This window comes from Rothia sp. HMSC069C10 (genome assembly GCF_001812205.1).
Lineage (GTDB): Bacteria > Actinomycetota > Actinomycetes > Actinomycetales > Micrococcaceae > Rothia > Rothia mucilaginosa.
Map to the genome: position 1 here is coordinate 284,970 of NZ_KV808301.1, position 22,929 is coordinate 307,898.

20 protein-coding genes are annotated in these 22,929 nt (G+C 60.9%); all 20 read right to left on the reverse strand.

What is annotated here, in order from left to right; translation table 11 throughout:
* Nucleotides 1-55: 55 nt before the first annotated feature.
* The gene (yvcK, locus tag HMPREF2842_RS06130) at nucleotides 56-1,108 is read right to left on the reverse strand and encodes a gluconeogenesis factor YvcK family protein (RefSeq protein ID WP_049345462.1); all 1,053 of its coding nucleotides are present in this window, start codon (nucleotides 1,106-1,108) and stop codon (nucleotides 56-58) included.
* A gap of 109 nt (nucleotides 1,109-1,217) precedes the next feature.
* Nucleotides 1,218-2,132: an RNase adapter RapZ gene (gene rapZ, locus HMPREF2842_RS06135; RefSeq protein WP_049362661.1), complete on the reverse strand. Its 915-nt coding sequence runs from the start codon at nucleotides 2,130-2,132 to the stop codon at nucleotides 1,218-1,220.
* Nucleotides 2,133-2,446: 314 nt separating this feature from the next.
* On the reverse strand, nucleotides 2,447-3,856 hold the full coding sequence (locus HMPREF2842_RS06140; protein ID WP_070643400.1) for a bifunctional phosphopantothenoylcysteine decarboxylase/phosphopantothenate synthase: 1,410 nt from the start codon (nucleotides 3,854-3,856) through the stop codon (nucleotides 2,447-2,449).
* 38 nt (nucleotides 3,857-3,894) lie between these two features.
* Nucleotides 3,895-4,353, reverse strand: coding sequence for a DNA-directed RNA polymerase subunit omega (gene rpoZ, locus HMPREF2842_RS06145; RefSeq protein ID WP_070593339.1), 459 nt, complete (start codon nucleotides 4,351-4,353; stop codon nucleotides 3,895-3,897).
* Between the two features lie 311 nt (nucleotides 4,354-4,664).
* On the reverse strand, nucleotides 4,665-5,222 hold the full coding sequence (gene gmk, locus HMPREF2842_RS06150) for a guanylate kinase (RefSeq protein WP_005505951.1): 558 nt from the start codon (nucleotides 5,220-5,222) through the stop codon (nucleotides 4,665-4,667).
* Nucleotides 5,223-5,263: 41 nt separating this feature from the next.
* Nucleotides 5,264-5,644 carry an integration host factor, actinobacterial type gene (gene mihF / locus HMPREF2842_RS06155; protein WP_005505949.1) on the reverse strand — a complete coding sequence of 127 codons (381 nt, stop codon included), beginning with the start codon at nucleotides 5,642-5,644 and terminating at the stop codon, nucleotides 5,264-5,266.
* Between the two features lie 405 nt (nucleotides 5,645-6,049).
* Nucleotides 6,050-6,925: an orotidine-5'-phosphate decarboxylase gene (pyrF, locus tag HMPREF2842_RS06160; protein WP_070643402.1), complete on the reverse strand. Its 876-nt coding sequence runs from the start codon at nucleotides 6,923-6,925 to the stop codon at nucleotides 6,050-6,052.
* Nucleotides 6,925-10,245 (reverse strand): carbamoyl-phosphate synthase large subunit, encoded by a 3,321-nt coding sequence (gene carB / locus HMPREF2842_RS06165; protein WP_070634036.1) that lies wholly within the window; start codon nucleotides 10,243-10,245, stop codon nucleotides 6,925-6,927. The genes pyrF and carB overlap by 1 nt, the downstream gene beginning before the upstream one ends.
* Nucleotides 10,246-11,433 carry a glutamine-hydrolyzing carbamoyl-phosphate synthase small subunit gene (carA, locus tag HMPREF2842_RS06170; protein ID WP_049327218.1) on the reverse strand — a complete coding sequence of 396 codons (1,188 nt, stop codon included), beginning with the start codon at nucleotides 11,431-11,433 and terminating at the stop codon, nucleotides 10,246-10,248. It lies immediately after the preceding gene.
* Between the two features lie 166 nt (nucleotides 11,434-11,599).
* Entirely contained in the window at nucleotides 11,600-12,139 is a 540-nt protein-coding gene (locus HMPREF2842_RS06175) for a PH-like domain-containing protein (RefSeq protein ID WP_070604312.1), read from the reverse strand.
* Nucleotides 12,140-12,283: 144 nt separating this feature from the next.
* The gene (locus tag HMPREF2842_RS06180; RefSeq protein ID WP_070506251.1) at nucleotides 12,284-13,585 is read right to left on the reverse strand and encodes a dihydroorotase; all 1,302 of its coding nucleotides are present in this window, start codon (nucleotides 13,583-13,585) and stop codon (nucleotides 12,284-12,286) included.
* A 30-nt stretch (nucleotides 13,586-13,615) separates the two neighbouring features.
* Nucleotides 13,616-14,617 carry an aspartate carbamoyltransferase catalytic subunit gene (locus tag HMPREF2842_RS06185; RefSeq protein ID WP_049337443.1) on the reverse strand — a complete coding sequence of 334 codons (1,002 nt, stop codon included), beginning with the start codon at nucleotides 14,615-14,617 and terminating at the stop codon, nucleotides 13,616-13,618.
* Nucleotides 14,614-15,282, reverse strand: a complete 669-nt coding sequence (pyrR, locus tag HMPREF2842_RS06190; RefSeq protein ID WP_070643405.1) for a bifunctional pyr operon transcriptional regulator/uracil phosphoribosyltransferase PyrR — start codon at nucleotides 15,280-15,282, stop codon at nucleotides 14,614-14,616. Before pyrR ends, HMPREF2842_RS06185 begins: the two co-directional genes overlap by 4 nt.
* Before the next feature lie 239 nt (nucleotides 15,283-15,521).
* The gene (locus HMPREF2842_RS06195; RefSeq protein WP_246823212.1) at nucleotides 15,522-16,217 is read right to left on the reverse strand and encodes a methyl coenzyme M reductase subunit gamma; all 696 of its coding nucleotides are present in this window, start codon (nucleotides 16,215-16,217) and stop codon (nucleotides 15,522-15,524) included.
* 142 nt (nucleotides 16,218-16,359) lie between these two features.
* Nucleotides 16,360-17,061 (reverse strand): hypothetical protein, encoded by a 702-nt coding sequence (locus HMPREF2842_RS06200; RefSeq protein WP_070738471.1) that lies wholly within the window; start codon nucleotides 17,059-17,061, stop codon nucleotides 16,360-16,362.
* 621 nt (nucleotides 17,062-17,682) lie between these two features.
* Nucleotides 17,683-18,093: a transcription antitermination factor NusB gene (gene nusB / locus HMPREF2842_RS06205; RefSeq protein WP_005505934.1), complete on the reverse strand. Its 411-nt coding sequence runs from the start codon at nucleotides 18,091-18,093 to the stop codon at nucleotides 17,683-17,685.
* Nucleotides 18,093-18,656 (reverse strand): elongation factor P, encoded by a 564-nt coding sequence (gene efp, locus HMPREF2842_RS06210; RefSeq protein ID WP_005505932.1) that lies wholly within the window; start codon nucleotides 18,654-18,656, stop codon nucleotides 18,093-18,095. The genes nusB and efp overlap by 1 nt, the downstream gene beginning before the upstream one ends.
* 213 nt (nucleotides 18,657-18,869) lie before the next feature.
* On the reverse strand, nucleotides 18,870-20,000 hold the full coding sequence (gene aroB, locus HMPREF2842_RS06215) for a 3-dehydroquinate synthase (protein ID WP_141752181.1): 1,131 nt from the start codon (nucleotides 19,998-20,000) through the stop codon (nucleotides 18,870-18,872).
* A 22-nt stretch (nucleotides 20,001-20,022) separates the two neighbouring features.
* A complete protein-coding gene (locus HMPREF2842_RS06220) occupies nucleotides 20,023-21,612 on the reverse strand; it encodes a shikimate kinase (RefSeq protein WP_070643416.1) in 1,590 nt (529 codons plus the stop codon).
* Nucleotides 21,612-22,829: a chorismate synthase gene (gene aroC / locus HMPREF2842_RS06225; protein WP_005508730.1), complete on the reverse strand. Its 1,218-nt coding sequence runs from the start codon at nucleotides 22,827-22,829 to the stop codon at nucleotides 21,612-21,614. The genes HMPREF2842_RS06220 and aroC overlap by 1 nt, the downstream gene beginning before the upstream one ends.
* Between the last annotated feature and the right edge of the window lie 100 nt (nucleotides 22,830-22,929).

Sequence of the window (22,929 nt, forward strand, 5' to 3'; positions counted from 1 at the left end):
AGAGTCTATAACTTCGGGAAATGGGCACACCAAAATAGCAGCCGCAACGGTGATTCTAGGAGCTCAGCTCAAACGCTTCGTTATACGCAGCCGCAAGCTTCAGCGGGTCGTGCACATTCGGCTGGGAGCTCGAACGCAGATGCGCCCACACAACCTTCGCACCCATCGCAGAAGCCTCACGCTCCAGCTCGGAACGGTGATCAGCCTGCATGTCAGCGTCAGCAATCACCGCGTCAAGGTGAAGCTTCGGGGCGTACTGGCGCAACAAATCCAGGTGCGTTGCCGGGGTGAAGCCGACCGTCTCCTTATCGTCGGAGAGGTTCATGACCACGCAGCGGCGCGCCTCCGTGCGGATAATCGCCTCACGCTGAGCGTCCAACAGCAGATGCGGCAGAACCGACGTACGCCACGAACCCGGACCCAAAACAATCCAGTCGGACTCCTCAATAGCGGAGAGCGCCTCCGGGCAAGGACGCGCATTTGCGGGAGATAGACCAATATCGTGAACCCGCTCCTCCTTCGAGAGGTTCACCTGGCCGACCACCTTCACACGCTCAATACCGCCGCCGTTATGCTCACGCAACACGGTGCCGTAAATGACCATCGGATCCAGCGCCATCGGCAGCACGCGGCCGCGCGCATTCAGCAGCGCACCCGCCCAGTCCAGACCCGCAACCGGGTCATCCAGCAGCTGCCAGAGAGTAGCAATCAGCAGGTTACCGAGCGCGTGATAATCCAGCGGGAACTCACCCTCATAACCCTCGGGTGCGCTAAAACGATGCTGCATCACATCACGCCACGTGCGACCCCAATCGGTGTCATCACACAGCGCAGAAAGCGCCATACGCAAATCACCCGGAGGGAGAATACCCATCTCCTCACGCAAACGACCCGACGAACCGCCATCGTCAGCAACCGTCACAACAGCCGTCAAATCAGGCGTGACGTGGCGCAACGCAGACAGGGAACCGTACAGCCCGTGGCCGCCGCCCATCGCCGTAACCTTCGGCGAACGGTGCGTGGTCTTCAACAAGCGCAAAGCCTGAGTCGGCAGAGCCGGCAGGCGCGGAATACCCTGAGTGTCATAACTGGTCGAATGGGTAGACATAGTAATACCTCACATACCCGGAAGGAATGGTATGCCGGCCCCACGGTGTGCGGGGCCGGACGGCGGCTAATGAAACACGACGCGGTGGTTGGGACGCGCCGGGAAAAACTTACTCGCGGCCCTTGTCGCGGTGCTGAACATTCACGTTCAGCTCACCGAAAGCAGAGAGACGACGAGCCAGTTCCTCCGTCACAGCCACGGAACGATGCTTACCACCGGTGCAGCCAATTGCGATGGTGGCGTAGTACTTACCCTCACGGCGGTAGCCCTCAAGCACGGGGCGAAGAGCCGCAAGATAGTTGCTGATGAACTCCTCGGTGCCTGCGTGCTCCAGCACGTAGTCGCGCACCGGGGCGTCCTGACCGGTCAGGGGGCGCAACTCCGGAACCCAGTGCGGGTTCGGGATGAAACGCATATCAGCCATGTAGTTAGCGTCCGAAGGCGCACCGTACTTGAAGCCGAAGCTCATCACGGTCAGGTTCAGCTTCTTATCCGCACCCTCAGCAAACATTTCACGCACGGTACGAGCCAGCTCGTGAACGTTCATGCCGGTGGTGTCAATGGTGCGGTCAGAAGCGAGGCGCAGACCTTCAAAGAGAGTGCGTTCAGCGCGAATACCGTCGAGGACGCGGCCCTCACCCTGCAGCGGGTGCGGGCGGCGCTGAGCCTCGTAGCGAGCAATAATGGTCTCGTCCTTGGCGTCAAGGAAGAGCATGGAGAAGTCAATATCGGACTTGCGCAGAGTCTCAATCGCAGCGGGAAGATCGGAGAACAGTGCGCGGGCGCGAACGTCAATACCGAGCGCCACCTTCGGAACTCGTGCACCGTCGCGGGTCACCAGCTCAGCCAGGGAACCGAGCATCTGCGGCGGGATGTTATCGATAACGTACCAGCCCTCATCCTCCAGTACATTTGCGACGGTGCTGCGGCCTGCACCGGAAATACCGGTGATCACCAGAATCTGAGGACGCTCCTCACTCTGGGCGGGCTGTACCGTGGCGGGCTTGCTCTGATTCTCGGGCATGGTGCTTCTTCCCCTTCAACGCGAAATACTCTCTATGCCATGATACTAGACCTTTATCTGACGGTTCAGGGGTACGGTCAGAAATTTCACCACTATGACAGAAATATGAGATGCTCCCCCGGCGGAAGCCGAAAGGAAAGAAATCCCGGTCACAAATCCCTGCGCATAATGCTCTCCAAGGGGGTCCACAGAAGGGGGTCGCGGCTGAGCTACGGAGGGTACAGCAAAGCCCGCACGATACCTCCTCGCAGGAAATACCGCACGGGCTCCACACTATGAACGTTCCGAAATTTTACGCGGAAACGCAGGTTACATTAGGCAGAAAGCTCCGGCAAGAAAGCCGCCACATGCTCCAACAGACGCACCGACAACTCCTTCTTCGAACCGGAGAACACCGGCGCCTCATCATTCAGAGTCGACAGCAGCGTAATCGTGTTATCGTCCGTGCCGAAACCACGATTCACACCCACCGTATTGACCGCCAAGAAGTCCGTGCCCTTACGCTGCAGCTTCTCACGACCCAGCTCCAACGGAGTCTTCTCCGCCGAACCGGTCTCCGCCGCAAAACCAACAATGAGCTTCGGACCGAGGGTGCTCTCCCCCGCCTCACGAGCCTGCTGGCGGCGCACCACGACCTCACGCAGAATATCCGGGTTACGCACCAGCTGAATCACCGGCGCATCCTCAGAATCAGCGCTCTTCTTAATCTTGAACTTGGCAAACTCGGCGGGCCTAAAATCAGCCACCGCAGCGGACATAATCAGCACATCCACCGCCGCGCTCGCCTCAAGGGTCGCCTCACGCAGCTCCAGAGCGCTGACCACGCGGGTCACCTGCACGCCCTCCGGCGCGGGAACCTCAAGGTTCGCACCAATTAGGTGCACGGTCGCACCCAAGTCGCGTGCCGCCTCCGCGAGCGCCACACCCTGCTTACCGGTCGAACGGTTGCCGAGGAAGCGTACCGGGTCCAGCGCCTCACGGGTACCGCCAGCGGTAATGACTACGAGGCGACCGGACAGCGGGCCAGAGTCATCTGCCGAAGCGTCAGCCACCTGACCAGATTCACCCTGACCCAGCAGTGCCGAGGTCAGCGTCGCCTGACGCGCCGCCGCCATACGCTCCTGCTCCGTGCCCGTGTACAGGGGCTCAGTCGGCGCGTAACCGGGCGTGTACACCGGGTGCACCTGCCCCTTCGGGAAGCGCTCAATCACATCCAGCGCGACCGCGAAAATATCCTCCGGCTCAGGCATGCGACCCGGACCAGAATCCGGGCCCGTCAAACGCCCAATCGCAGGCTCAATCACGTGATAACCCCACGAACGCAGCGTCTGCACATTCGCCTGAGTCGCCGGATGCTCCCACATCTGGGTGTGCATCGCCGGCGCCAAAATCACCGGGGCGTGCGTCGTCAACACCGTAGAAGACAGCAGATCATCCGCACGACCAGCCGCCAAACGAGCCAGCAAATCAGCGGTCGCCGGGGCAATCACCACAGCGTCAGCCTGCTCGGCCTGACGCACGTGGTTCACCTCCGGCACGCGGTCAAACACGTCCGTCGAGACGGGGTTGCCGCTCAGCGCCTCCAGGGTGGGAACACCCACGAACTTCGTCGCGTTCGGGGTGGGCATGGCGATTACCTCGTCGCCATTCTTCGCAAAAAGACGAAGGAGCATCGCCGCCTTATACGCAGCAATGCCCCCTCCAATACCAACGATAATGCGCATGGTACGTTAAAGAATCCTTAAACCTGAAAGAACGCAGATTACTCAGCGGACTCGTCGAGGATAACCTCTTCGATAGCAATAACCTCTTCGCTACCTGCGGGGATGTACTCCTCCTCGATAGCGCCAGAGAACTCAGCCGCGCTGAAATCAATCACAGCGGACAGATCCTCGGGAACGGGGTAGCCGTCCTCATCGAACTTAGCGTCCGGGTGGTGCTCCGCCACAACACGGTCAGCAATGATTTCACGCATTGCCACCGACAGAGACTTCTCGTTCGACTCAGCGTCAACCAGCGGGCCAACGTGCGCAGCAGTATTGTCCTGCAGGTTAGCGTAGTACGCGTTAATCTGGCGTGCACGGCGGGCACCGAAAATCACCAGGCCGTACTTGGACTCCGCCTTCTCAATCAGCGCGTCAGCGCTGGGGCTCACGATGCCCTCGGGAGCGACACCGTCAACGAAGTTGTAGTCCTCGTGTTCCTTGATTTCGTTTGCCACTAAAAACTCCAAATAGCTTGATGGAATGTACGTACCGAACGCCCCCGCACACCGTTCGCGCTATGGCGCAAACCGGGCACACTGAGGGCACGGTCAAAACTAAAGAACTATTCTACCCTCTCAACGGCTAAAACGCACGTACCAGCCCGGATAAAAGGCAGACCGGCAGGCACAGAGTAGCGGGCACAGGGCAAACAAAAGGCGGGGGCTCCGAAGAAAACTCTTCGAAACCCCCACCTTTCACAACGCCTCACGGCAGAACTACAGGTCGGAAGAAACTCTAGCCCCACCGCAAACGCAAAGCATGCAGATTAGGCAGCGCCAATCAGCTCAGCAATCTCCTTCGCTGCACGCTCAACAGAGTCGTTGACGACCGTGACGTCAAATTCCTTCTCAGCAGCCAACTCAACCTTCGCGGTTTCAAGGCGACGAGCTTGCTCCTGCTCACTCTCGGTACCTCGACCCACCAGACGCGACACCAGCTCATCCCAGCTCGGAGGAGCCAAGAAAATCAGGCGAGCATCCGGCATGGTCTCGCGAATCTGGCGAGCACCCTGCAAGTCAATCTCAAGAATCACCGGGCGGCCAGCATCCAGGGCCTCCTGGACCTTAGCGCGCGGAGTACCGTACTTGTTCTTACCGTGTACCACAGCGTACTCAAGCATCTGACCGTCAGCAATCATCTGGTCAAACTCTTCCATCGAAACGAAATAGTAGTGAGTACCGTCAACCTCACCGGGGCGAGGATCACGAGTAGTAGCGGAAACAGAGAACCACACGTTCGGGTAGTTCTCACGAATGTACTGGCACACCGTACCCTTGCCAACAGCAGTGGGGCCAGCCAGTACGGTGAGAGTCGGCTGAGACATAGCTTCCTTACTGCGCCTTCATCGACTGAAGGCACGATGTGTTAGGACTGAGAAGATTCAGGAGGCAGAGTATTAGTCCTGCGACGTGCACGGTTCAAATACCGCGAATTACGGTTGAAGTACTCCACCATCTTGCGACGCTGGTGTACACCAAGGCCGCCAAGGCGGCGAGTCGGTGCAATATGAAGTTCTTCAATGATGCGTTCAGCTCGAACGGCACCAATGCCCGGAAGTGCGCGCAGCATCTGCCCCACCGGCATTTTAGCCAGTGCAGGGTCGGAATCGACCATATCAAGCACCTGACGCACGGAAAGTTCACGGTCACTCAGTGCACGCTTAATTTCCTGGCGGTGTGCTCGGGCAAGTACTGCCTTCTCGCGGGCGGAGGCGCGCGCATCCTCAGTTAGCGGAGTCAGCGGCATGGTTGGGTCCCCCATTTCTGCGAGTTATAGAATTTTACTTATCAACTAATGTAACACGGATAGCACGAGAACCCTCGTTCCACCCGCGGCACTCACCCTCGCACCAACAATGCGTCTACGCACGTCAGCACGTAAATATCAGGGAGTACCCCTATAGCATAGCGGAGTATTCGCACTATCAAAAGTGGAGCCACGCACGCACCTCAAAGAGCAGGCACACTCCCCCACTACAGAGGTGAGCAAACTCGCATCGGCGCGAGTGCACGGCGGCAAAATTATGCATGCGGATGTACCGAAAAAATGCAATAAAACAGGCACAAGGGGTACGCAAAAGGGGCGCGCACCCCGAGCAGACCCTCAACAGAATCCACCCGGAGCACACACCCCTCTCACACAACACGCGAACTACGCGCCGCGAGCCGCCAACAGGTCATCACGAGCCGCCTGCGCAGCCTGCGCCAAACCCTCAACCGACGGGCCAGCGGCCAGCACGCCGCGGCTGGAATTCACCAGCACCTGCGACTCAACGCCCGCAAACACGCGGTACAGATCAGCCGCCGAAGCGCCCTGCGCACCGTAACCCGGCGACAGAATCGGGCCGTTGAACACGCTCAGGTCAATACCCAAATCAACCAGCGCCTGACCAACAGTCGCGCCAACCACCAGACCGCACGGGCCCATCTGCTCCCACTGGCGGGAAGCATTCTCAGCGGTAGCCGCAGCGATAATACGCTTAGCCACAGCGCCCCCAGACTCACCCGAATGACCAGACTCCGACGCGCCCACGTACTGAACGCTCTTACCCTCAGGGTTCGAGGTCAGCGCCAGCACGAACGTGCCGCGGTCATTCTCATCAGCCAAATCCAGCGCCGGACGCAGCGACTCAAAACCCAGATACGGGCTCAAAGTCACCGAATCGGTACCCAGCGGCGAAGACGAGCCAAGCCACGCATCCGCGTACGCCTTCATGGTCGAACCGATATCGCCGCGCTTAGCATCAGCAACAATCAGCACACCATCAGCGGCAGCGCGGGCAAACAGCGCCTCCAGCACAGCAAGACCAGCCGAACCGTGACGCTCAAACAGCGCCACCTGAGGCTTCAACGCCGCCGCAAACGGGGCGCAACCCTCATAGACCGCTTCAGTAAAAGCAGCCAGACCGGCAGCAGAATCCTCAAGACCCCACTGCTCCAGCAGGTTCGGATGCGGGTCAATACCCACACACAGCGGGCCGCGCTCCGCCATCGCCTTCGCCAGACGATCACCAAAAGTAGCGGACATTACGCCTCGCCACCCTCGGAACGAGCATCCACAGCGGCAGCCAGCTGAACGCCGTGCTCCTGCAGGCTCATGATGTCCCAGCTGTGCTCACGCAGAGCATTGATCGCCTGAACAGCCGCAGCGAACTCAGAAATGGTGGTCATGACCGGGCAGCCCACCGAAACCGCAGCGGCACGAATCTCGTAACCATCGCTACGGGCAGCACCACCGGCAGGGGTGTTCAGAATCAGGTCAATATCACCGTTGCGGACCATGTCCACAATCGAGTGGTCGCCATTCGCCTCAGCGAACTTCGAAGCCACAATCACCGAGTTCAAGCCGTTACGGCGCAGAATCTCAGCGGTACCACCGGTCGAAACGATCTCAAAGCCCAGCGACTCCAGCATCTTCGCGTAAATAATGACGTTACGCTTATCGTGGTTAGCCACCGAAATGAACACCTTACCGGAGGTCGGCAGCGGCGAACCAGCACCAGCCTGAGCCTTCGCGAACGCGGTGTCATAGTGCTTATCCAGACCCATGACCTCACCGGTCGAACGCATCTCCGGGCTCAGCAGCGAATCCACCACAACACCCTCGGGGGTGCGGAAACGAGCGAACGGCAGAACCGCAGCCTTCACAGCAATCGCAGTTTCCTCAGGCAGGGACGCGCCATCCATGTTCGACGGCAGGTAACCCTCAGCCTTCAGCTCAGCAATGCTCTTACCCAGACCAATCAGCACAGCAGCCTTAGCCATCTGCACGCCGGTAGCCTTCGACACGAACGGAACAGTACGGGATGCACGCGGGTTCGCCTCAATCACGTACAGGTTCTCAGACACGTACGCGAACTGAATGTTAATCAGGCCGCGCACACCGGTGCCGCGAGCAATCTTCTCGGTAGCGTCCTTCACCTTCGCGATGATGTCCGGGCCGAGAGTAATCGGAGGCAGAGTACAGGAAGAGTCACCCGAGTGAATACCGGCTTCCTCAATGTGCTCCATAACGCCGCCCAGGTACAGCTCCTCGCCGTCAAACAGTGCGTCAACGTCAATCTCGATAGCGTCCTCAAGGAACTTATCAATCAGAGCAGGCTGCGAAGGCGAAACCTCGGTAGCGTTCTCCAGGTAGCGTGCCAGGTTCGCCTCATCGTAGACGATCTCCATGCCACGGCCGCCCAGCACGTACGAAGGACGAACCAGAACCGGGTAACCAATCTCGTCAGCGATGCGCTTAGCACCCTCGAAAGTGAACGCGGTACCGTTCTTGGGCGAAATCAGGCCGCCCTCCTCCAGCACGCGAGAGAACTCGCCGCGGTCCTCAGCCAGGTCAATAGCCTCGGGGGTGGTGCCCAGAATCGGCACGCCCGCATCCTTCAGAGCGCGAGCCAGCTTCAGCGGAGTCTGACCGCCCAGCTGAACAAACACGCCCATCAGACCGCCGGTACGACGCTCCGACTCAACAATCTCAAGCACATCCTCAAGGGTGAGCGGCTCAAAGTACAGGCGAGTCGAAATATCGTAGTCAGTCGAAACAGTCTCAGGGTTGCAGTTGACCATGACAGTCTCGTAACCGAGCGAACGCAGCACCAGCGAAGCGTGCACACAGGAGTAGTCGAACTCGATACCCTGACCGATACGGTTCGGGCCCGAACCCAGAATCATAATCGAGGGCTTCTCGTGGTGCGCAACCTCATCCTCCAGGTCGTAGGAGGAGTAGTGGTACGGAGTGAACGCCTCAAACTCGGCTGCACAGGTGTCAACAGTCTTGAAGACCGGGCGGATACCCAGAGCGTGGCGAACACCGCGCACAACATCCTCAGAAGAGCCGATAATCTCAGCAATCTGAGCGTCCGAGAAACCGTGACGCTTAGCCAGCTTCAGGGTCTCCGGGTCAAGGTTGTCACGCTTAGCGTGAACCACACCGGCAACCTCATTCAGCAGCACCAGCTGATCCAGGAACCACGGGTCAATCTTGGTCGCCTCGTGCAGCTGCTCCACGGTAGCGCCAGCCAGCAGAGCCTGCTGAACCTGGTAGATACGCTGAGTGGTCGCAACCTTAGTCTTCTCAACCAGCTCAGCCAGCTCAGCCTCAGACAGGGACAGCGGCTTGAACGAGAAGGACGCACCCTTCTGCTCCAGCGAACGCATCGCCTTCTGCAGAGCCTCAGTGAAGTTACGGCCCAGAGCCATAGCCTCACCAACACTCTTCATGGTGGTGGTCAGGGTCGGGTCAGCAGCCGGGAACTTCTCAAACGCGAAGCGCGGAACCTTCACGACCACGTAGTCGAGGGTCGGCTCGAAGGACGCCGGGGTCTTCTGGGTGATATCGTTCGGAATCTCATCCAGGGTGTAACCCAGGGACAGCTTGGTCGCAATCTTCGCAATCGGGAAGCCGGTAGCCTTCGACGCGAGCGCCGAGGAACGAGACACGCGCGGGTTCATCTCAATGACGATGATGCGGCCGGTCTTCGGGTCAATCGCGAACTGGATGTTACAACCACCGGTGTCCACGCCAACCTCACGAATCACGTTAATCGCGATGTCGCGCAGCTTCTGGAACTCACGGTCGGTCAGGGTCAGTGCGGGTGCCACGGTGATGGAGTCACCGGTGTGCACGCCCACGGGGTCGAAGTTCTCGATGGAGCAGACGACCACGACGTTGTCGTTGGTGTCACGCATCATCTCCAGCTCGTATTCCTTCCAGCCGAGGATGGACTCCTCCAGCAGGACCTCGCTGGTCGGCGAGTACTGAATACCGGCGCCAGCAATACGGTAGAGGTCTTCCTCGTTGTACGCCATACCTGAGCCGAGACCACCCATGGTGAAGGAGGGGCGGACCACCATCGGGTAGCCCAGCTCCTTAGCGGCTTCCAGCGCCTCCGGCATGGAGTGAACAATCACCGAGCGTGCAGACTCGCCGCCGGCGCGATCCACCACGCCCTTGAATGCTTCACGGTCCTCACCGAGGTTAATCGCCTCAATGTTCGCGCCGATCAGCTCAACATTGTACTTGGCGAGCACGCCGCGCTCATCCAGGGAGATAGCCGCGTTCAGCGCGGTCTGACCACCCAGGGTCGGCAGGATTGCGTCCGGCTTTTCCTTCTCGATGATCTTCTCAATCACCTCGGGGGTGATGGGTTCAATGTAGGTGGCGTCCGCGAACTCGGGGTCGGTCATGATGGTTGCCGGGTTCGAGTTCACGAGGATGACGCGCACGCCCTCCTCCTTCAGCACGCGCAGTGCCTGAGTGCCGGAGTAGTCAAATTCCGCTGCCTGACCGATGACGATGGGGCCGGAACCGATGACGAGGACGCTATTAAGGTCAGTACGACGAGGCATTTATGCTTCCTTTGCAGTCTTGGTTGCGACCATCAGGTCGATGAAACGGTCAAAGAGGTAGGCGGAATCGTGCGGGCCCGCGGCAGCCTCGGGGTGGTACTGCACGGAGAACGCGGGGATGTCCTTACAGGTCAGGCCCTCAACCACGTTGTCGTTCAGACCCACGTGGGAGACCATGACCTGACCGAACTCAGCGTTCGGTGCGGTCACGTAGTCGCCAATCGGCGCGTCCACAGCGAAGCCGTGGTTCTGCGCGGTGATTTCAACCTTGCCGGTGGTCTTGTCCATGACCGGCTGGTTGATGCCGCGGTGGCCGAAGGGCAGCTTGTAGGTGCCGAAGCCCAGGGCGCGGCCGAGCAGCTGGTTACCGAAGCAGATGCCGAAGAACGGGGTGCCCTTACGCAGCACGCCCTGCAGCAGCTCAACCTGCTCGTCAGCGGTTGCCGGGTCACCGGGGCCGTTGGAGAAGAACACGCCGTCGGGGTTGTGGGAGTAGATGTCCTCGAGGGTTGCGCTTGCGGGCAGCACGTGCACGCGCACGCCACGCTCAGCGAAACGCTGCGGGGTCATCGACTTAATGCCCAGGTCCAGGGCGACGATGGTTGCGACCGGGGGTGCGAACCAGTTGAACTGGTGCGGCTCAACGGTGTAGGCGGTGTCAACCGAAACGGAGTCAGCGAGCTTACGGCCAGCCATCGGCTCGGAGGCGCGCACCTCCTCCAGCAGTTCAGCTTCGGGGCGTTCTGCGTGCTCACCGGAGAACACGCCCGCACGCATCGAACCGCTCGAACGCAGGCGGCGGGTCAGGGCGCGAGTGTCAATGCCCTGAATACCGACGATGCCCTGCTCGATGAGCTCTTCGTCGAGGGTGCGCTCAGAACGCCAGTTGGATGCCACACGTGCTGCGTCGCGAACCACGTAGCCGGCAACCCAAATCTTGCGGGACTCAGCGTCGGTGGTGTTCACGCCGGTGTTGCCGATATGGGGAGCGGTCTGAACCACAATCTGACCCGCGTAGGAGGGGTCGGTCAGGGTTTCCTGGTAGCCGGTCATACCGGTCGAGAAAACCGCCTCGCCCAGGGACGCGCCGGTTGCGCCGTAGCCGTAGCCGCGGTAGACGGTGCCGTCCTCCAGGACGAGCAGCGCGCGGTCCGTACGCAGGGCGCCGGATCGTGTCATGTCAGTCATGCTCTTCTTCCTTTTCTCTGGTGTTCTCCCCCGCTTCCTGTACGGCCTCTACCGTGCAGGTTCCGGGGTAGTCTATGGTGCCTTCGGCGGGGTTTTCGCCTGCCGTGGGGCAAAATCTATGGGTGTGGGTGCGCAGGGATATTGCGCCGGGATATTACACCGGGATTTAGGCTTCCGGTTCTGCCGTCCACTTCTCGGGCGCATCCACCGCGTTCGGGGCGATGCGGCGCAGCTCCTGCAGTACCGCCTGCTTGTCCTCGGCGTAGCGGGTGCGGAAGCCGGTCTGCACGCGGTGACCGTCCAGGGTCCAACCAATCACGACCAGGCCGTTCTTCTCCACAACCTTGCCCGCCATACCGCGGTCGGTGGTGATGACGGCGAGCTTCTTCGCCGGAATCCACAGGTCCTTCGCTCCGTTACGGGTGAAGATGATGCTGTCCGGGTAAATCAGCAGGGTGGACTTGCTCTTGAAGCCGAGCGAATCGAAACCCACGCGGTCCAGCCAGTTACCGAAGATCGTGGTGCTGACGTACTCGCCCTCAAAAGCGGCGTCAGCGGTCATGCCCTCGTAGCGTTCGGGAACTTCCTTGAGGGAGCCGAACATGTTCGCCTGGCGTGCCAGGCGCGAGCGCCATCCGTGCCACATGCCGTAGATGCACAGGGCGACCAGGGCGATGCAGATGATGGCGGTCAGGAACTTTCCCACGAAGGTTCTCTCTTTCGGTTGGGGTCTCGGTCGATGATCTCGGCCTGGGTTGGTGAGGTTGGGGGCGGTGCTCCCGGCGAGGCGGTGGCAGGCGTGAACCTACCACCGCCAGGCACGGTCACCACGTGCGTTCGCCTCGCGGGTTTAGCGGCGCGGGGTTGCCAGCTCGCCGTTCAGCACGGTCGGGTGGCCAGCGTAGAAGGTTGCACGGATCGAGCCGGGCACCTCCATGTCGCGGTAGGGGTTGTTCTTACCCTTGGTAGCCTGCTCCTCCGGCTTAATCACGCGGGTTGCCTTCGGGTCGACCAGCACAATGTTTGCCGGTTCGCCTTCGGCAAGCGGGCGGCCCTGCTCGTGGTCCAGGCGACCAATCTTCGCGGGCTCCTCGGAGAGGATGCGTGCCACATCGCGCCAGGTAATCATGCCGGTGTCAACCAGGGTCATCTGGATGATGGACAGTGCCTGCTCCAGACCGGTCATACCGTTCGCGGCGCACGCCCACTCGCATTCCTTGGTCTCTGCCGGGTGCGGTGCGTGGTCGGTACCAATCACGTCGATGATGCCGTCAGCAACAGCCTGACGCAGCGCCATGACGTCCTCTTCGGTGCGCAGCGGCGGGTTCACCTTGAAAATCGGGTCGTAGGTGCGTGCAGTCTCGTCGGTGAGCAGCAGGTGGTGCGGGGTTGCCTCCGCGGTCACCTTCACGCCGCGGGACTTAGCCCAGCGCACAACCTCAATGGAGCCCTTGGTGGACAGGTGGCAGATGTGCAGCTTAGAGTCCAGGTGCTCAGCCAGCAGCACGTCGCGGGCAATGATTGCCTCTTCAGCGACAGCGGGCCAACCGGTCAGACCCAGATCAGCGGACACCTTACCTTCGTTCATCTGGGCGCCTTCGGTCAGGCGCGGCTCCTGCGCGTGCTGCGCAATAACGCCGTCGAAGGTCTTGACGTATTCGAGGGCGCGGCGCATCACGGCGGGGTCGTACACGCACATGCCGTCGTCAGAGAACACGCGCACGTTCGCGGTGGAGTTCGCCATGCCGCCAATGTCGGAGAGGCGCTCGCCCTTCAGGCCCACGGTTACTGCGCCGATGGGCTGCACGCGGCACCATGCGGATTCCTTGCCGAGGCGGTCAACCTGCTCAACGACTGCGGCGGTGTCTGCCACGGGCATGGAGTTTGCCATGGCGAACACTGCGGTGTAGCCGCCCAGGGCTGCTGCACGGGTGCCGGTCTCAACGGTTTCGGATGCCTCGTAGCCGGGCTGACGCAGGTGGGTGTGGATGTCGACCAGACCGGGCAGTGCCACCTGGCCTGCCGCCTCGACGACCTGTGCGTCTGCGGCGTCGATGTTCTCTGCGATGCGGCTAATCACGCCGTCCTCGATGAGGATGTCGGCGACCTTTTCGCCGTAGAGGCTTGCGCCCTTAATCAGGTACTTGCTCATGGTGTTGGTTCCTCTCGTTAGGAAGGTCGTTTAGGATTCGTCGCCGGCGTAGAGCTTGGCGCTGGAGCCGTCGGTCAGAAGCAGGTAGAGCACCGCCATGCGCAGCGCCACGCCGTTGCTGACCTGGCGCAGGACCCAGGAGTTGGTGGCGTCGGCGGCTTCGGTGCAGATTTCCAGGCCGCGGTTCATGGGGCCCGGGTGCAGGATTGCGACCGGCTGCGGCTGCGCCTGCAGGGTTGCGAAGCGTTCGGCGGTCAGGCCCCACAGGTCGGTGTACTCCTCTGCGGAGGGGAAGTACGCGGCGTTCATGCGTTCCTTCTGGATGCGCAGCAGCATGACGGCGTCGGGGTTGGTGGCGATGGCTTCGTCGAAGTCGTGGAAGATTTCCAGGCCGGCTTCTTCAACCCAGGAGGCTGTGTTCAGCGGCAGCAGGGTCGGCGGCGCGACGAAGACGACCTGCGCGCCGAGGGTGTGCAACAGCCAGAGGTTGGAGCGTGCCACACGCGAGTGCAGGATGTCGCCAACGATGAGCACACGCATGCCGGACAGGTCGGTGCCGCGGGGGCTGTCGAGGCCGTCGCGTTCTGCCTTGTACTGGCGCAGGGATACGGCGTCGAGCAGTGCCTGGGTGGGGTGTGCGTGGGTGCCGTCGCCCGCGTTGAGCACGGGAATGTCGGTCCAACCTGCCTCGGCGAGGCGCTGCGGTGCGCCGGATGCCGAGTGGCGGATCACGAACGCATCCGCGGCAATCGCCTTGAGGGTCTGCGCGGTGTCCTTGAGCGACTCGCCCTTAGACAGGGAGGAGCCAGATGCGGAGAAGTTGGTGACGGCGGCGCCCAGGCGCTTCTCTGCGGCTTCGAAGGAGAGGCGGGTTCGGGTGGAGTCCTCGAAGAAGAGGTTGACGACGGTCTTGCCGTTGAGCACGTTGAGGGTGCGGTTTTCGGCTTTGACCTGCGCCATGTAGTCGGCGACGTCAAGGATTTCGATGGCTTCTTCGCGGGTTAGTTCGCGGGTGTCGAGCAGATGCTTCATGAGAGCCCTCCCAGCTGGATAATGTCAACTCGGTCTGTTGCGTTGTCGGTTTCAGTCAGTACGACGCGCACGGTTTCGCTGGCGCTGGTGGGCAGGTTTTTGCCCACGTGGTCGGCGCGGATGGGTAGTTGCCGGTGTCCGCGGTCTACAAGGACTGCCAGGCGTACGAGGGCGGGTCGTCCGTGGGCGTTGAGTGCGTCGAGGGCGGCGCGTACGGTGCGGCCGGAGTAGAGGACGTCGTCAACGAGGACTACGGTTTTACCTTCAATGCCGATGGTGGGCATGATGCTTTCCCCTGCGGTGTCTGGGGAGGTGGTGCCGCCGGTTCGCTGGTCGTCGCGGTAGGCGGTGATGTCCAGGGCGCCGAGTCGGGTTTCTGCGTTGAAGTTCGGCTCGATGGCTTGGATGCGGGCTGCGAGTCGTACGGCGAGGGGCACGCCGCGGGAGCGGATGCCGATGAGTACGAGGTTTTCTACGCCTTTATTGGTTTCGATGATTTCGTAGGCGATGCGGGTGAGGGCGCGGCGGATTTCGTCCTCGCTGAGGATGGTGCGGCCGACGGTGGTCGCGTCCTCTGAGGTGCTTTGAGGGGTTGCCGAATGGGGGGCTGCGGTTACATTTCGCCCCTGATTCGCGCCGGATGTGGGTACAGTTGACCCAGGCATAGCCGTCTCCTTCCCCGCCTCACGGGACGGATTTAAAGGTTTTGTGCTTCTAGTAGGGTACCACAGTTCACAGGCTACGTTCAGGTTCGGCGAGAGACCGCTCACGGTGAGGGGGCTGCGGGGATATCAGAAGCACCTATTGAAGAAGCACGTCTATAGCATGAGGCCAAAAATAGAAGTGGGAAGGTAGTTGAAGCACACTCAGATGTACTTCAAGTACCTTCCCATTTCTGAAAGCGTTAGTGCTGCGAGGGCTTGCAGTCACCCTGAACTTTGCGGCCACTCTGAATCACAAACACACCGTCAGGTCGACGAATCATAATGTTCTCGCGCATTTCCTCTGTTGCGAGAGAATCATCAAGAACAATAGGTTCGCCGGTTGGCCAGCGAAGGCTTCCCCAGTCTTCGCAATACTGCACACGAACAACGGCGTTAGGGGTGCTCTGCCCGTTTTGGTCCGTTGAGGCAGATACTTCGACTACTTCTACATCGCGGATTTCAATCTGCCCACTGAACGGCCCTTCCTGAAGTGTTTCACGTAAGTCCGCAAAACCATCCAGGGTGCTTTTAACGCCCTTCGGTTCCATATACTTAGCGAGATCCTTTTCACTGGTATGTTCCAGGTTCCCCTGCATCCAGGCATTCCGAAGGCGCACGTCCTGTTCCAGCACTTGCTTAGCAGCTTCTCCTGCAGCTTTTCGTGCTTCTTCTGAGTCAACGGTGGTGTCAACGGCGGCACGGATTTCGACAACCTCAGAACCGGTCGGGGTAGGCGAAGGAGTGGGAGTTGCGGAAGCTTCGGCGCTTGCCGATTCAGTGCTCGCGGAAGTGGAAGCGCTCGATTCTGCGTTGACCTGCGAGCCGCCAGAACATGCGGACAGGGTGAGCATCATTGCCGCCGAGAGCGCGGCAATAGAACTACGGTTAAACATCATTGTTGGTTCTTTTCTGGTGTGTGGTTGTGCCGCCAAAAGACGGCTATGAAACGGTGACTGCTGGAGGCGCATATCGAGCAACACAGGCGGGGGTAGCCTCCCCGTGTGCCCGATATGCGTCCCATTAGATTAAGGGCGGAGGTTAGACAACCTCGTCTACCTCATAGTCACAACCTTCATGCTCAATATCGGTACTGCCGAGAACATATGCCCCGTCATCACGTCGAACGATAAAAATCCTCCGTGTTTGGCTGGCGTTCAGCCTACGCCCGTCAGACATACGAATATTGCTGGTATCTTCACAGTAGGTGATGGCTATACCAGCGTTAGGCTGCGACGGCTTAGAACCGTCAGAGTGCTCCAAACTGTAGATAGAGGGAAAGCGAACATCACGGAAAACAATATCGCCTTCCACAGGAGCGGATACAGCGAGCTTACGCATAGACTCTACCTGCTTTTTAACGCTTTCAAGAATGCGCTTATCTACATACTGCAATAGTTCCTCATCGCTGGTATGCTCCAGATCTCCATGCACCCATGCGTTCTTAACACGTAGATGCTGGTCCAATACGGCGTACGCTGCGACAAGCGCCGCGTTTTCAGCTTCCTTCGAATCATTATTGGTGTCCACGCTCGGGCGAACCAGTACAATCTCGGAGCCAGACGGGCCGGTCGGGGTAGGTGAAGGAGTGGGGGTTGCGGAAGCTTCGGCGCTTGCGGATTCAGTGCTCGCGGAAGTGGAAGCGCTCGATTCTGCGTTGACCTGCGCGCCGCCGGAACAAGCGGACAGGGTGAGCATCATCGCCGCAGAGAGCGCGGCAATAGAAGTACGGTTGAACATCATTGTTGGTTCTTTTCTGGTGTGTGGTTGTGTAAACCGCAGAATTATCCACGCAACAACGTGTGGAATTCAGCGGAATGTTATCGGTTGATGCCATTACCCTAACATATATCCACAGAGCACACACCCCGGCTCACTATTTGTCCACTTTGGCAATGTTCCGTTCATATCGGTGCAGACAAGGGCATATCTGAGGTATGCATAGAGGCGCATACCGGGCACGCGGGGCGACCGCATCCGCTCAAAGCGAGTAGTGATACTAAACGAGGCGCATACCGGACACGCAGGGCGGGGGCTCCGTCCTCAAGGCGCTCAGCGCCGCAGAGGGGGCACTCCCCCGCCTGCGTTGTCCGGTGAAGCCTCGACTGTTGCCGCCTACCCTACCCACGGGCTCCGATGAAACCTCGACTATTGCTAACAAACCCAGCGAGCGCATCCGCACCCAATACGGAACCCCACGCAGAACTGCACCAACCAAGCGCAACCTAGACACAGAAAACCCCCGCCGTCCTGTAGCGAACTACAGCACGGCGGGGGTTTCACGTACGCTCCCCTGCGGACGCATCCTCAACGGCAGAAACCAACCAGCCATAAAAGCTGGCGGGCAGGCCGCGGCGGGACGTCTTACGCGAGCAGGGTCGGCTTCACCTGACGGAGCTTATCCAGCAGACCGTTCACGAACTTCGGAGATTCATTCGTGGACAGCACACGCGCCAGACCGACAGCCTCAGAAATTGCGACAGCGTCCGGAACTTCGTCATTGTACAGAAGCTCCCAAGTGCCAATACGCAGCACGGCACGGTCCACGGCGGGCATACGCTCGAAGGACCAGTCACGGGCGTAAGTCTCCACAAACTCGCGGATCTCTTCGTCGTGGTCGCGAACGCCACGAATGATTTCCTCAGAGTAAGCAGAAATCTGCGCTACCGTGTACAGTCGGCGGCGGCGGAGTACCTCAATATAATCTTCGTTGCGCTGATCCGCCTCGAAGAGCACTTCGAGGGCGCGCAATCGGGCTTTCGTACGCGAATTCATTAGTCGTTCACACGACCGAGGTACTCACCGGTGCGGGTGTCAACCTTGACCTTGGTGCCGGTCTCCAGGAACAGGGGAACCTGGATCTCGTAGCCGGTCTCAACGGTTGCGGGCTTGGTGCCGCCGGTGGAGCGGTCGCCCTGCAGGCCGGGCTCGGTGTAGGTGATTTCGAGGACCACGGATGCGGGCAGCTCGATGTACAGGGGGCTACCCTCGTGCATTGCGATGGTTGCGGTCTGGGACTCGAGCATGTAGTTTGCTGCGTCGCCAACAACGGTTGCGGGAACGTTGATCTGGTCGTAGGTCTTCATGTCCATGAAGACGTAGTCGTCGCCGTCCTGGTACAGGTACTGGTAGTCGGAGCGGTCAACGGTTGCGGTTTCGATCTTAGCGCCAGCGTTGAAGGTGCGGTCGACGACCTTGCCGGAGGTAACGTTGCGCAGCTTGGTGCGGACGAATGCGCCACCCTTACCGGGCTTAACGTGCTGGAACTCTACGACGGACCAGAGGTTGCCGTCAATCTTCAGGACGGCGCCGTTCTTAATATCGGTAGTGGATGCCATGGGGCTCTCCTTCGTGTCATCGACGCTCACGCCGTAGTGATACACCGGCGAGGCGCTAAGTTTTCAATGAGCAAAAATATGTCCCGTACATTCTACAGGATGCGCACGAATTTGCCTAGCAGGGGCGCCACAGTTTCTGTGGCACCCCGCCCGGCTGGCGCGTATTAGCAAACACGCGCCGGGTGCATCCGGTAAATGTACGGGACCCGTCACCTACTCGGTAATCTCCTGGTAGGTCATGTACAGGATCGAGTCGTCCGGCACCTCGTAGACGCGCGGGCGAGCCAAACCGTCAAGAATGATGAAGCGCAGCAGGTTGCCGCGTGCCTTCTTATCGCGGCGCATTGCTTCGAGCAGCTGGGGCCATGCGTCTGCCTTGTAGGAGGTGGGCAGGCCCAGGGATTCGAGGATGCGGCGGGTGCGTGCCACGAGTTCTTCGTCGGCGTGGCCGGTTGCCAGCGCCAGTTCGGCGGCGTAGACCATGCCGACGGATACTGCCGCGCCGTGACGCCACTGGTAGCGTTCGTTACGTTCAATGGCGTGGGCGAGGGTGTGGCCGTAGTTCAGGATTTCGCGGCGGCCGGATTCGCGCAGGTCCTCGGAGACGACCTCCGCCTTTACGCGCACGCTGCGTTCAATGAGCTCACGCATCACGGCGGACTGAGAGTCGCGTACGGCGTTCGGGTTCGCCTCGATCAGGTCGAGAATTTCGGGGTCTGCGATGAAGCCGCACTTGACGACCTCACCCATGCCGGTCAGCAGCTCATGCTCGGGCAGGGTGCGCAGGGTGCCGATTTCGCAGAGCACCGCGGCGGGCGGCCAGAACGCGCCGACCAGGTTCTTACCCTCGGCGGTGTTGATGCCGGTCTTACCGCCCACGGCAGCGTCTACCATGCCGAGCAGGGTGGTCGGAATGTGAATAACGCGCACGCCGCGCAGCCAGGTTGCCGCGACAAATCCGGCAACGTCGGTAATGGCGCCGCCGCCCACGGAGATGATCGCGTCGGTGCGGGTGAAGTCGTTCTGACCGAGCACCTGCCAGCAGAACGCCGCCACCTGGTAGTGCTTCGCCTCTTCAGCGTCCGGGATTTCGGCGCTGAACGATTCGTAGCCCATGGCGCGCAGGTCTTCCATGACCAGCTCACCGGTGGAACGCAGGGCACGCGGGTGAATCACGAGCACCTTCTTGGTGCGGTTGCCCAGAATTTCGGGGATTTTACCGAGCAGGTTGTGGCCGATGAGAACCTCATAGTTCTCACGCGGGGAGCTGCCGGTCACCGGGATGCGGATGATATCTTCCGCGCCGGAGGCACCGAAAGTGGGGGTGGGCTGAGTGCTCATCATGTGTCCTTTCACAGGTGAGGGGTTATGCTTGGGGGCGCTGCGCGCGGGAGGCGCGGGTTGCGGTCACGTACGCCTGGATTTCGGCGGTCATCTCGGTGATGGGGCGGCCGCCTCGTGCGTCCAGGGTGAAGTGCGCCAGCTCTTCGTATCGGCTGCGGCGGCGCTCAAAAATTTCGGTCCACCGCTCGACCGGGTTCGGCTGCAGCAGCGGGCGGGTCTTATTGCCGGTAATGCGCGGGGTGACGGTGTCAGCATCAACGAGGATGTACACCACGCATTCGTCCTTGAGCAGCTCCGCGACCGAGTCGGTCATGGGCGCGCCGCCACCCAGAGAGAACACCGTGTTGCGGTACACGGGCGAGGTGAGGACCTCTTCGATGGTTTTGCGTTCGAGCTCGCGGAAATACGCCTCACCAAAAATCTCGAAAATTTCGGAGACTTCGCCGTAGCGTTCGACGATGAGCTGGTCGGCGTCGAGGAACTCGTAGCCGTAGAAACGCGCCAGGTGCGTACCAATGTAGGTCTTACCTGCCGCCATGGGGCCGATGAGCACGATGGGTCGGGAGCGTTCCGCGAAGTTCTCGTGCATTTCACGCACCTGCTGCGGGTGGATGCGAGCACCGGCGGACTCGTCTTCTGCGAGCGCCTCTGCGGGGACGGTGAGCTCTGCGGGTGCCACAGATTCAGCCGGGGTTGCGGGCAGCTCGGAAGCATCGAGGGGCGTCTCCCCCGCCAGGCTCTCTTCTTCCGCGGCGGGTGCAACGGGTGTTGCAGATACTGCGGGTGCGGCAACCTGAACCTTGCCGAACAGCGCCGGGGTCGGACGGACCGGCTTGGCGGGTTCAGCCGCGGGCACAGCTACGGAAGTTTCGGGCACACCTACGGGGGCTGCGGGCGTGACCTGTACAGTCTTGGGTTCAGCCTTCTGCACGGGAGCAGAAACGCTCTCCCCCACCGCTTCTGCAGGCTGAGCCTGCTTCGGAGGTGCAGGCTTGGGCGCGGCAGGCTTAGGAGCAGTCGGTTTCGGTGCGGCTGGCTTCGGCGCAGCAACTACTGACGGCGCGGCAGGCTTCGGCGCAGTCGGCTTGGGTGCTTCCGCCTTCGCTGGTTCCTTGCGGGATTCCTCTTCAGCGGTGCCCATGCCCTGCAGGGCGCTGAGCAGCTTCAGGCGCAGGTCCTCGTCCAGGCCGAGCGCCGGGTCGGCGTCCTCAGATACCGAGGAGGCGTACAGGCGCACACCCTGCGTGCTCGCCGTAGCGGCGGCGGGCAGGGGGCGGGTGCCAGAACGCATCAGGTCAGCGGGGGTGGGCACGCGAGAAGCCGGGCGCACAGAAGAAACTGACGCAGAAGAAACCGAGGCGGCAGCCTCACGCGCAACAGTCTCACGAACCCCAGCGCCCGCAGCCTCAACACTCTGCTCAGCCGCAACAGATACACCGGGTTCTGTGCCGGTTTCCGGGCGCGGCGAAGCGCCCCCTCGCGCACGCTGCGTTGCCGCAGCAATACGCGCAAGGGGGCTCGAAGCGACCGGGCGAACACCCTGCTCCACAGAAACCTCCCCGGAACCGCGACCCTTCGCGCCGCGGCCCTCAGACTCCGCCGGAAGGGGCACTACGCGTCCCAACCAGCCACGTTAGACTCCCACGCCAGAGACGCCGGAATAGCGTCCAGGTAGGAATCCATGTTGCGGCGAGTCTCACCAATCGAGTCGCCACCAAACTTCTCCAGCGCAGCCTCAGCGAGCACCAGGGCGACCATAGCCTCCGCTACCACGCCTGCGGCGGGAACAGCACACACGTCCGAACGCTGGTGGTGGGCGCGAGCCTCTTCACCGGTGGAAGTGTCAATGGTCTTCAGGGCCTTCGGCACGGTCGCAATGGGCTTCATTGCCGCGCGCACACGCAGCAGGTCACCAATGCTCATGCCGCCCTCAATACCACCTGCACGGTTGGTATCGCGCGTTACGCCGTGCTCACCAATGGAAATCTCGTCATGAGCGGCAGTGCCCGGGCGGTCAGCGGTCGCAAAACCGTCGCCAACCTCAACGCCCTTAATCGCCTGAATACCCATCAGCGCTGCGGCAAGGCGCGCGTCCAGGCGGCGGTCCCAGTGCACGTACGAACCCAGTCCGGGAGGCATACCGTATGCGAGCACCTCAACCACACCGCCGAGAGTCTCGCCGTCCTTGTGCGCCTCGTCCACGCGCTGAACCATCGCGTCGGAGGTCGCCTTGTCGAAGCAGCGCAGCGGGTCAGCGTCCAGCTGGTCAACGTTGCGGGGCGAAGGCACCGGGGCGCCCTCGGGAGCGTGCACGCCACCCACAGCAACGGTGTGAGAAACCAGCTCAACACCCAGAGCCTTCAAAATCTGGGCGGCAACCACGCCAAGAGCCACGCGGGTCGCAGTCTCACGCGCGGAGGCGCGCTCCAGCACCGGGCGAGCCTCCGAGAAGTTGTACTTCTGCATACCCGCAAAATCGGCGTGACCGGGGCGCGGACGGGTCAGCGCAGCATTACGCGCACGACCCTCAATCAGCTTCGGATCCACCGGGTCGGAGCTCATCACGTCAGTCCACTTGGGCCACTCGGTGTTCGCAATCTCAATCGCGACCGGGCCGCCCTGAGTCAGTCCGTGACGCACACCGCCCAGGATGCGCACGCGGTCCTCCTCGAACTTCATGCGGGCACCGCGGCCGTAGCCAAGGCGGCGACGAGCCAGGGCGTCACGCACCATGTCGCTAGTGAGTTCCACACCGGCGGGTACGCCCTCAATAATGCCGACGAGCGCCTCGCCGTGGGATTCTCCGGCAGTGAGCCAACGCAGGGCCATAGGTTAACCTCTTTTCATCGCACCCGCACCGCAGCGCAGGAGGAAGGAATAATAATTCTTCACGCGTATAAATAGTGTATAAAATGCCTGTTTACTGAGC

What these genes read in the sequence shown, in the direction of transcription:
- yvcK (WP_049345462.1), bottom strand. Translation starts at nt 1,108, where the DNA reads ATGTCTACCCATTCGACCAGTTATGACACTCAGGGTATTCCGCGCCTG.
- rapZ (WP_049362661.1), bottom strand. Translation starts at nt 2,132, where the DNA reads ATGCCCGAGAATCAGAGCAAGCCCGCCACGGTACAGCCCGCCCAGAGT.
- HMPREF2842_RS06140 (WP_070643400.1), bottom strand. Translation starts at nt 3,856, where the DNA reads ATGCGCATTATCGTTGGTATTGGAGGGGGCATTGCTGCGTATAAGGCG.
- gmk (WP_005505951.1), bottom strand. Translation starts at nt 5,222, where the DNA reads ATGTCTCAGCCGACTCTCACCGTACTGGCTGGCCCCACTGCTGTTGGC.
- mihF (WP_005505949.1), bottom strand. Translation starts at nt 5,644, where the DNA reads ATGCCGCTGACTCCGCTAACTGAGGATGCGCGCGCCTCCGCCCGCGAG.
- pyrF (WP_070643402.1), bottom strand. Translation starts at nt 6,925, where the DNA reads ATGTCCGCTACTTTTGGTGATCGTCTGGCGAAGGCGATGGCGGAGCGC.
- carB (WP_070634036.1), bottom strand. Translation starts at nt 10,245, where the DNA reads ATGCCTCGTCGTACTGACCTTAATAGCGTCCTCGTCATCGGTTCCGGC.
- carA (WP_049327218.1), bottom strand. Translation starts at nt 11,433, where the DNA reads ATGACTGACATGACACGATCCGGCGCCCTGCGTACGGACCGCGCGCTG.
- HMPREF2842_RS06180 (WP_070506251.1), bottom strand. Translation starts at nt 13,585, where the DNA reads ATGAGCAAGTACCTGATTAAGGGCGCAAGCCTCTACGGCGAAAAGGTC.
- HMPREF2842_RS06185 (WP_049337443.1), bottom strand. Translation starts at nt 14,617, where the DNA reads ATGAAGCATCTGCTCGACACCCGCGAACTAACCCGCGAAGAAGCCATC.
- pyrR (WP_070643405.1), bottom strand. Translation starts at nt 15,282, where the DNA reads ATGCCTGGGTCAACTGTACCCACATCCGGCGCGAATCAGGGGCGAAAT.
- HMPREF2842_RS06195 (WP_246823212.1), bottom strand. Translation starts at nt 16,217, where the DNA reads ATGATGTTTAACCGTAGTTCTATTGCCGCGCTCTCGGCGGCAATGATG.
- HMPREF2842_RS06200 (WP_070738471.1), bottom strand. Translation starts at nt 17,061, where the DNA reads ATGATGTTCAACCGTACTTCTATTGCCGCGCTCTCTGCGGCGATGATG.
- nusB (WP_005505934.1), bottom strand. Translation starts at nt 18,093, where the DNA reads ATGAATTCGCGTACGAAAGCCCGATTGCGCGCCCTCGAAGTGCTCTTC.
- efp (WP_005505932.1), bottom strand. Translation starts at nt 18,656, where the DNA reads ATGGCATCCACTACCGATATTAAGAACGGCGCCGTCCTGAAGATTGAC.
- aroB (WP_141752181.1), bottom strand. Translation starts at nt 20,000, where the DNA reads ATGATGAGCACTCAGCCCACCCCCACTTTCGGTGCCTCCGGCGCGGAA.
- aroC (WP_005508730.1), bottom strand. Translation starts at nt 22,829, where the DNA reads ATGGCCCTGCGTTGGCTCACTGCCGGAGAATCCCACGGCGAGGCGCTC.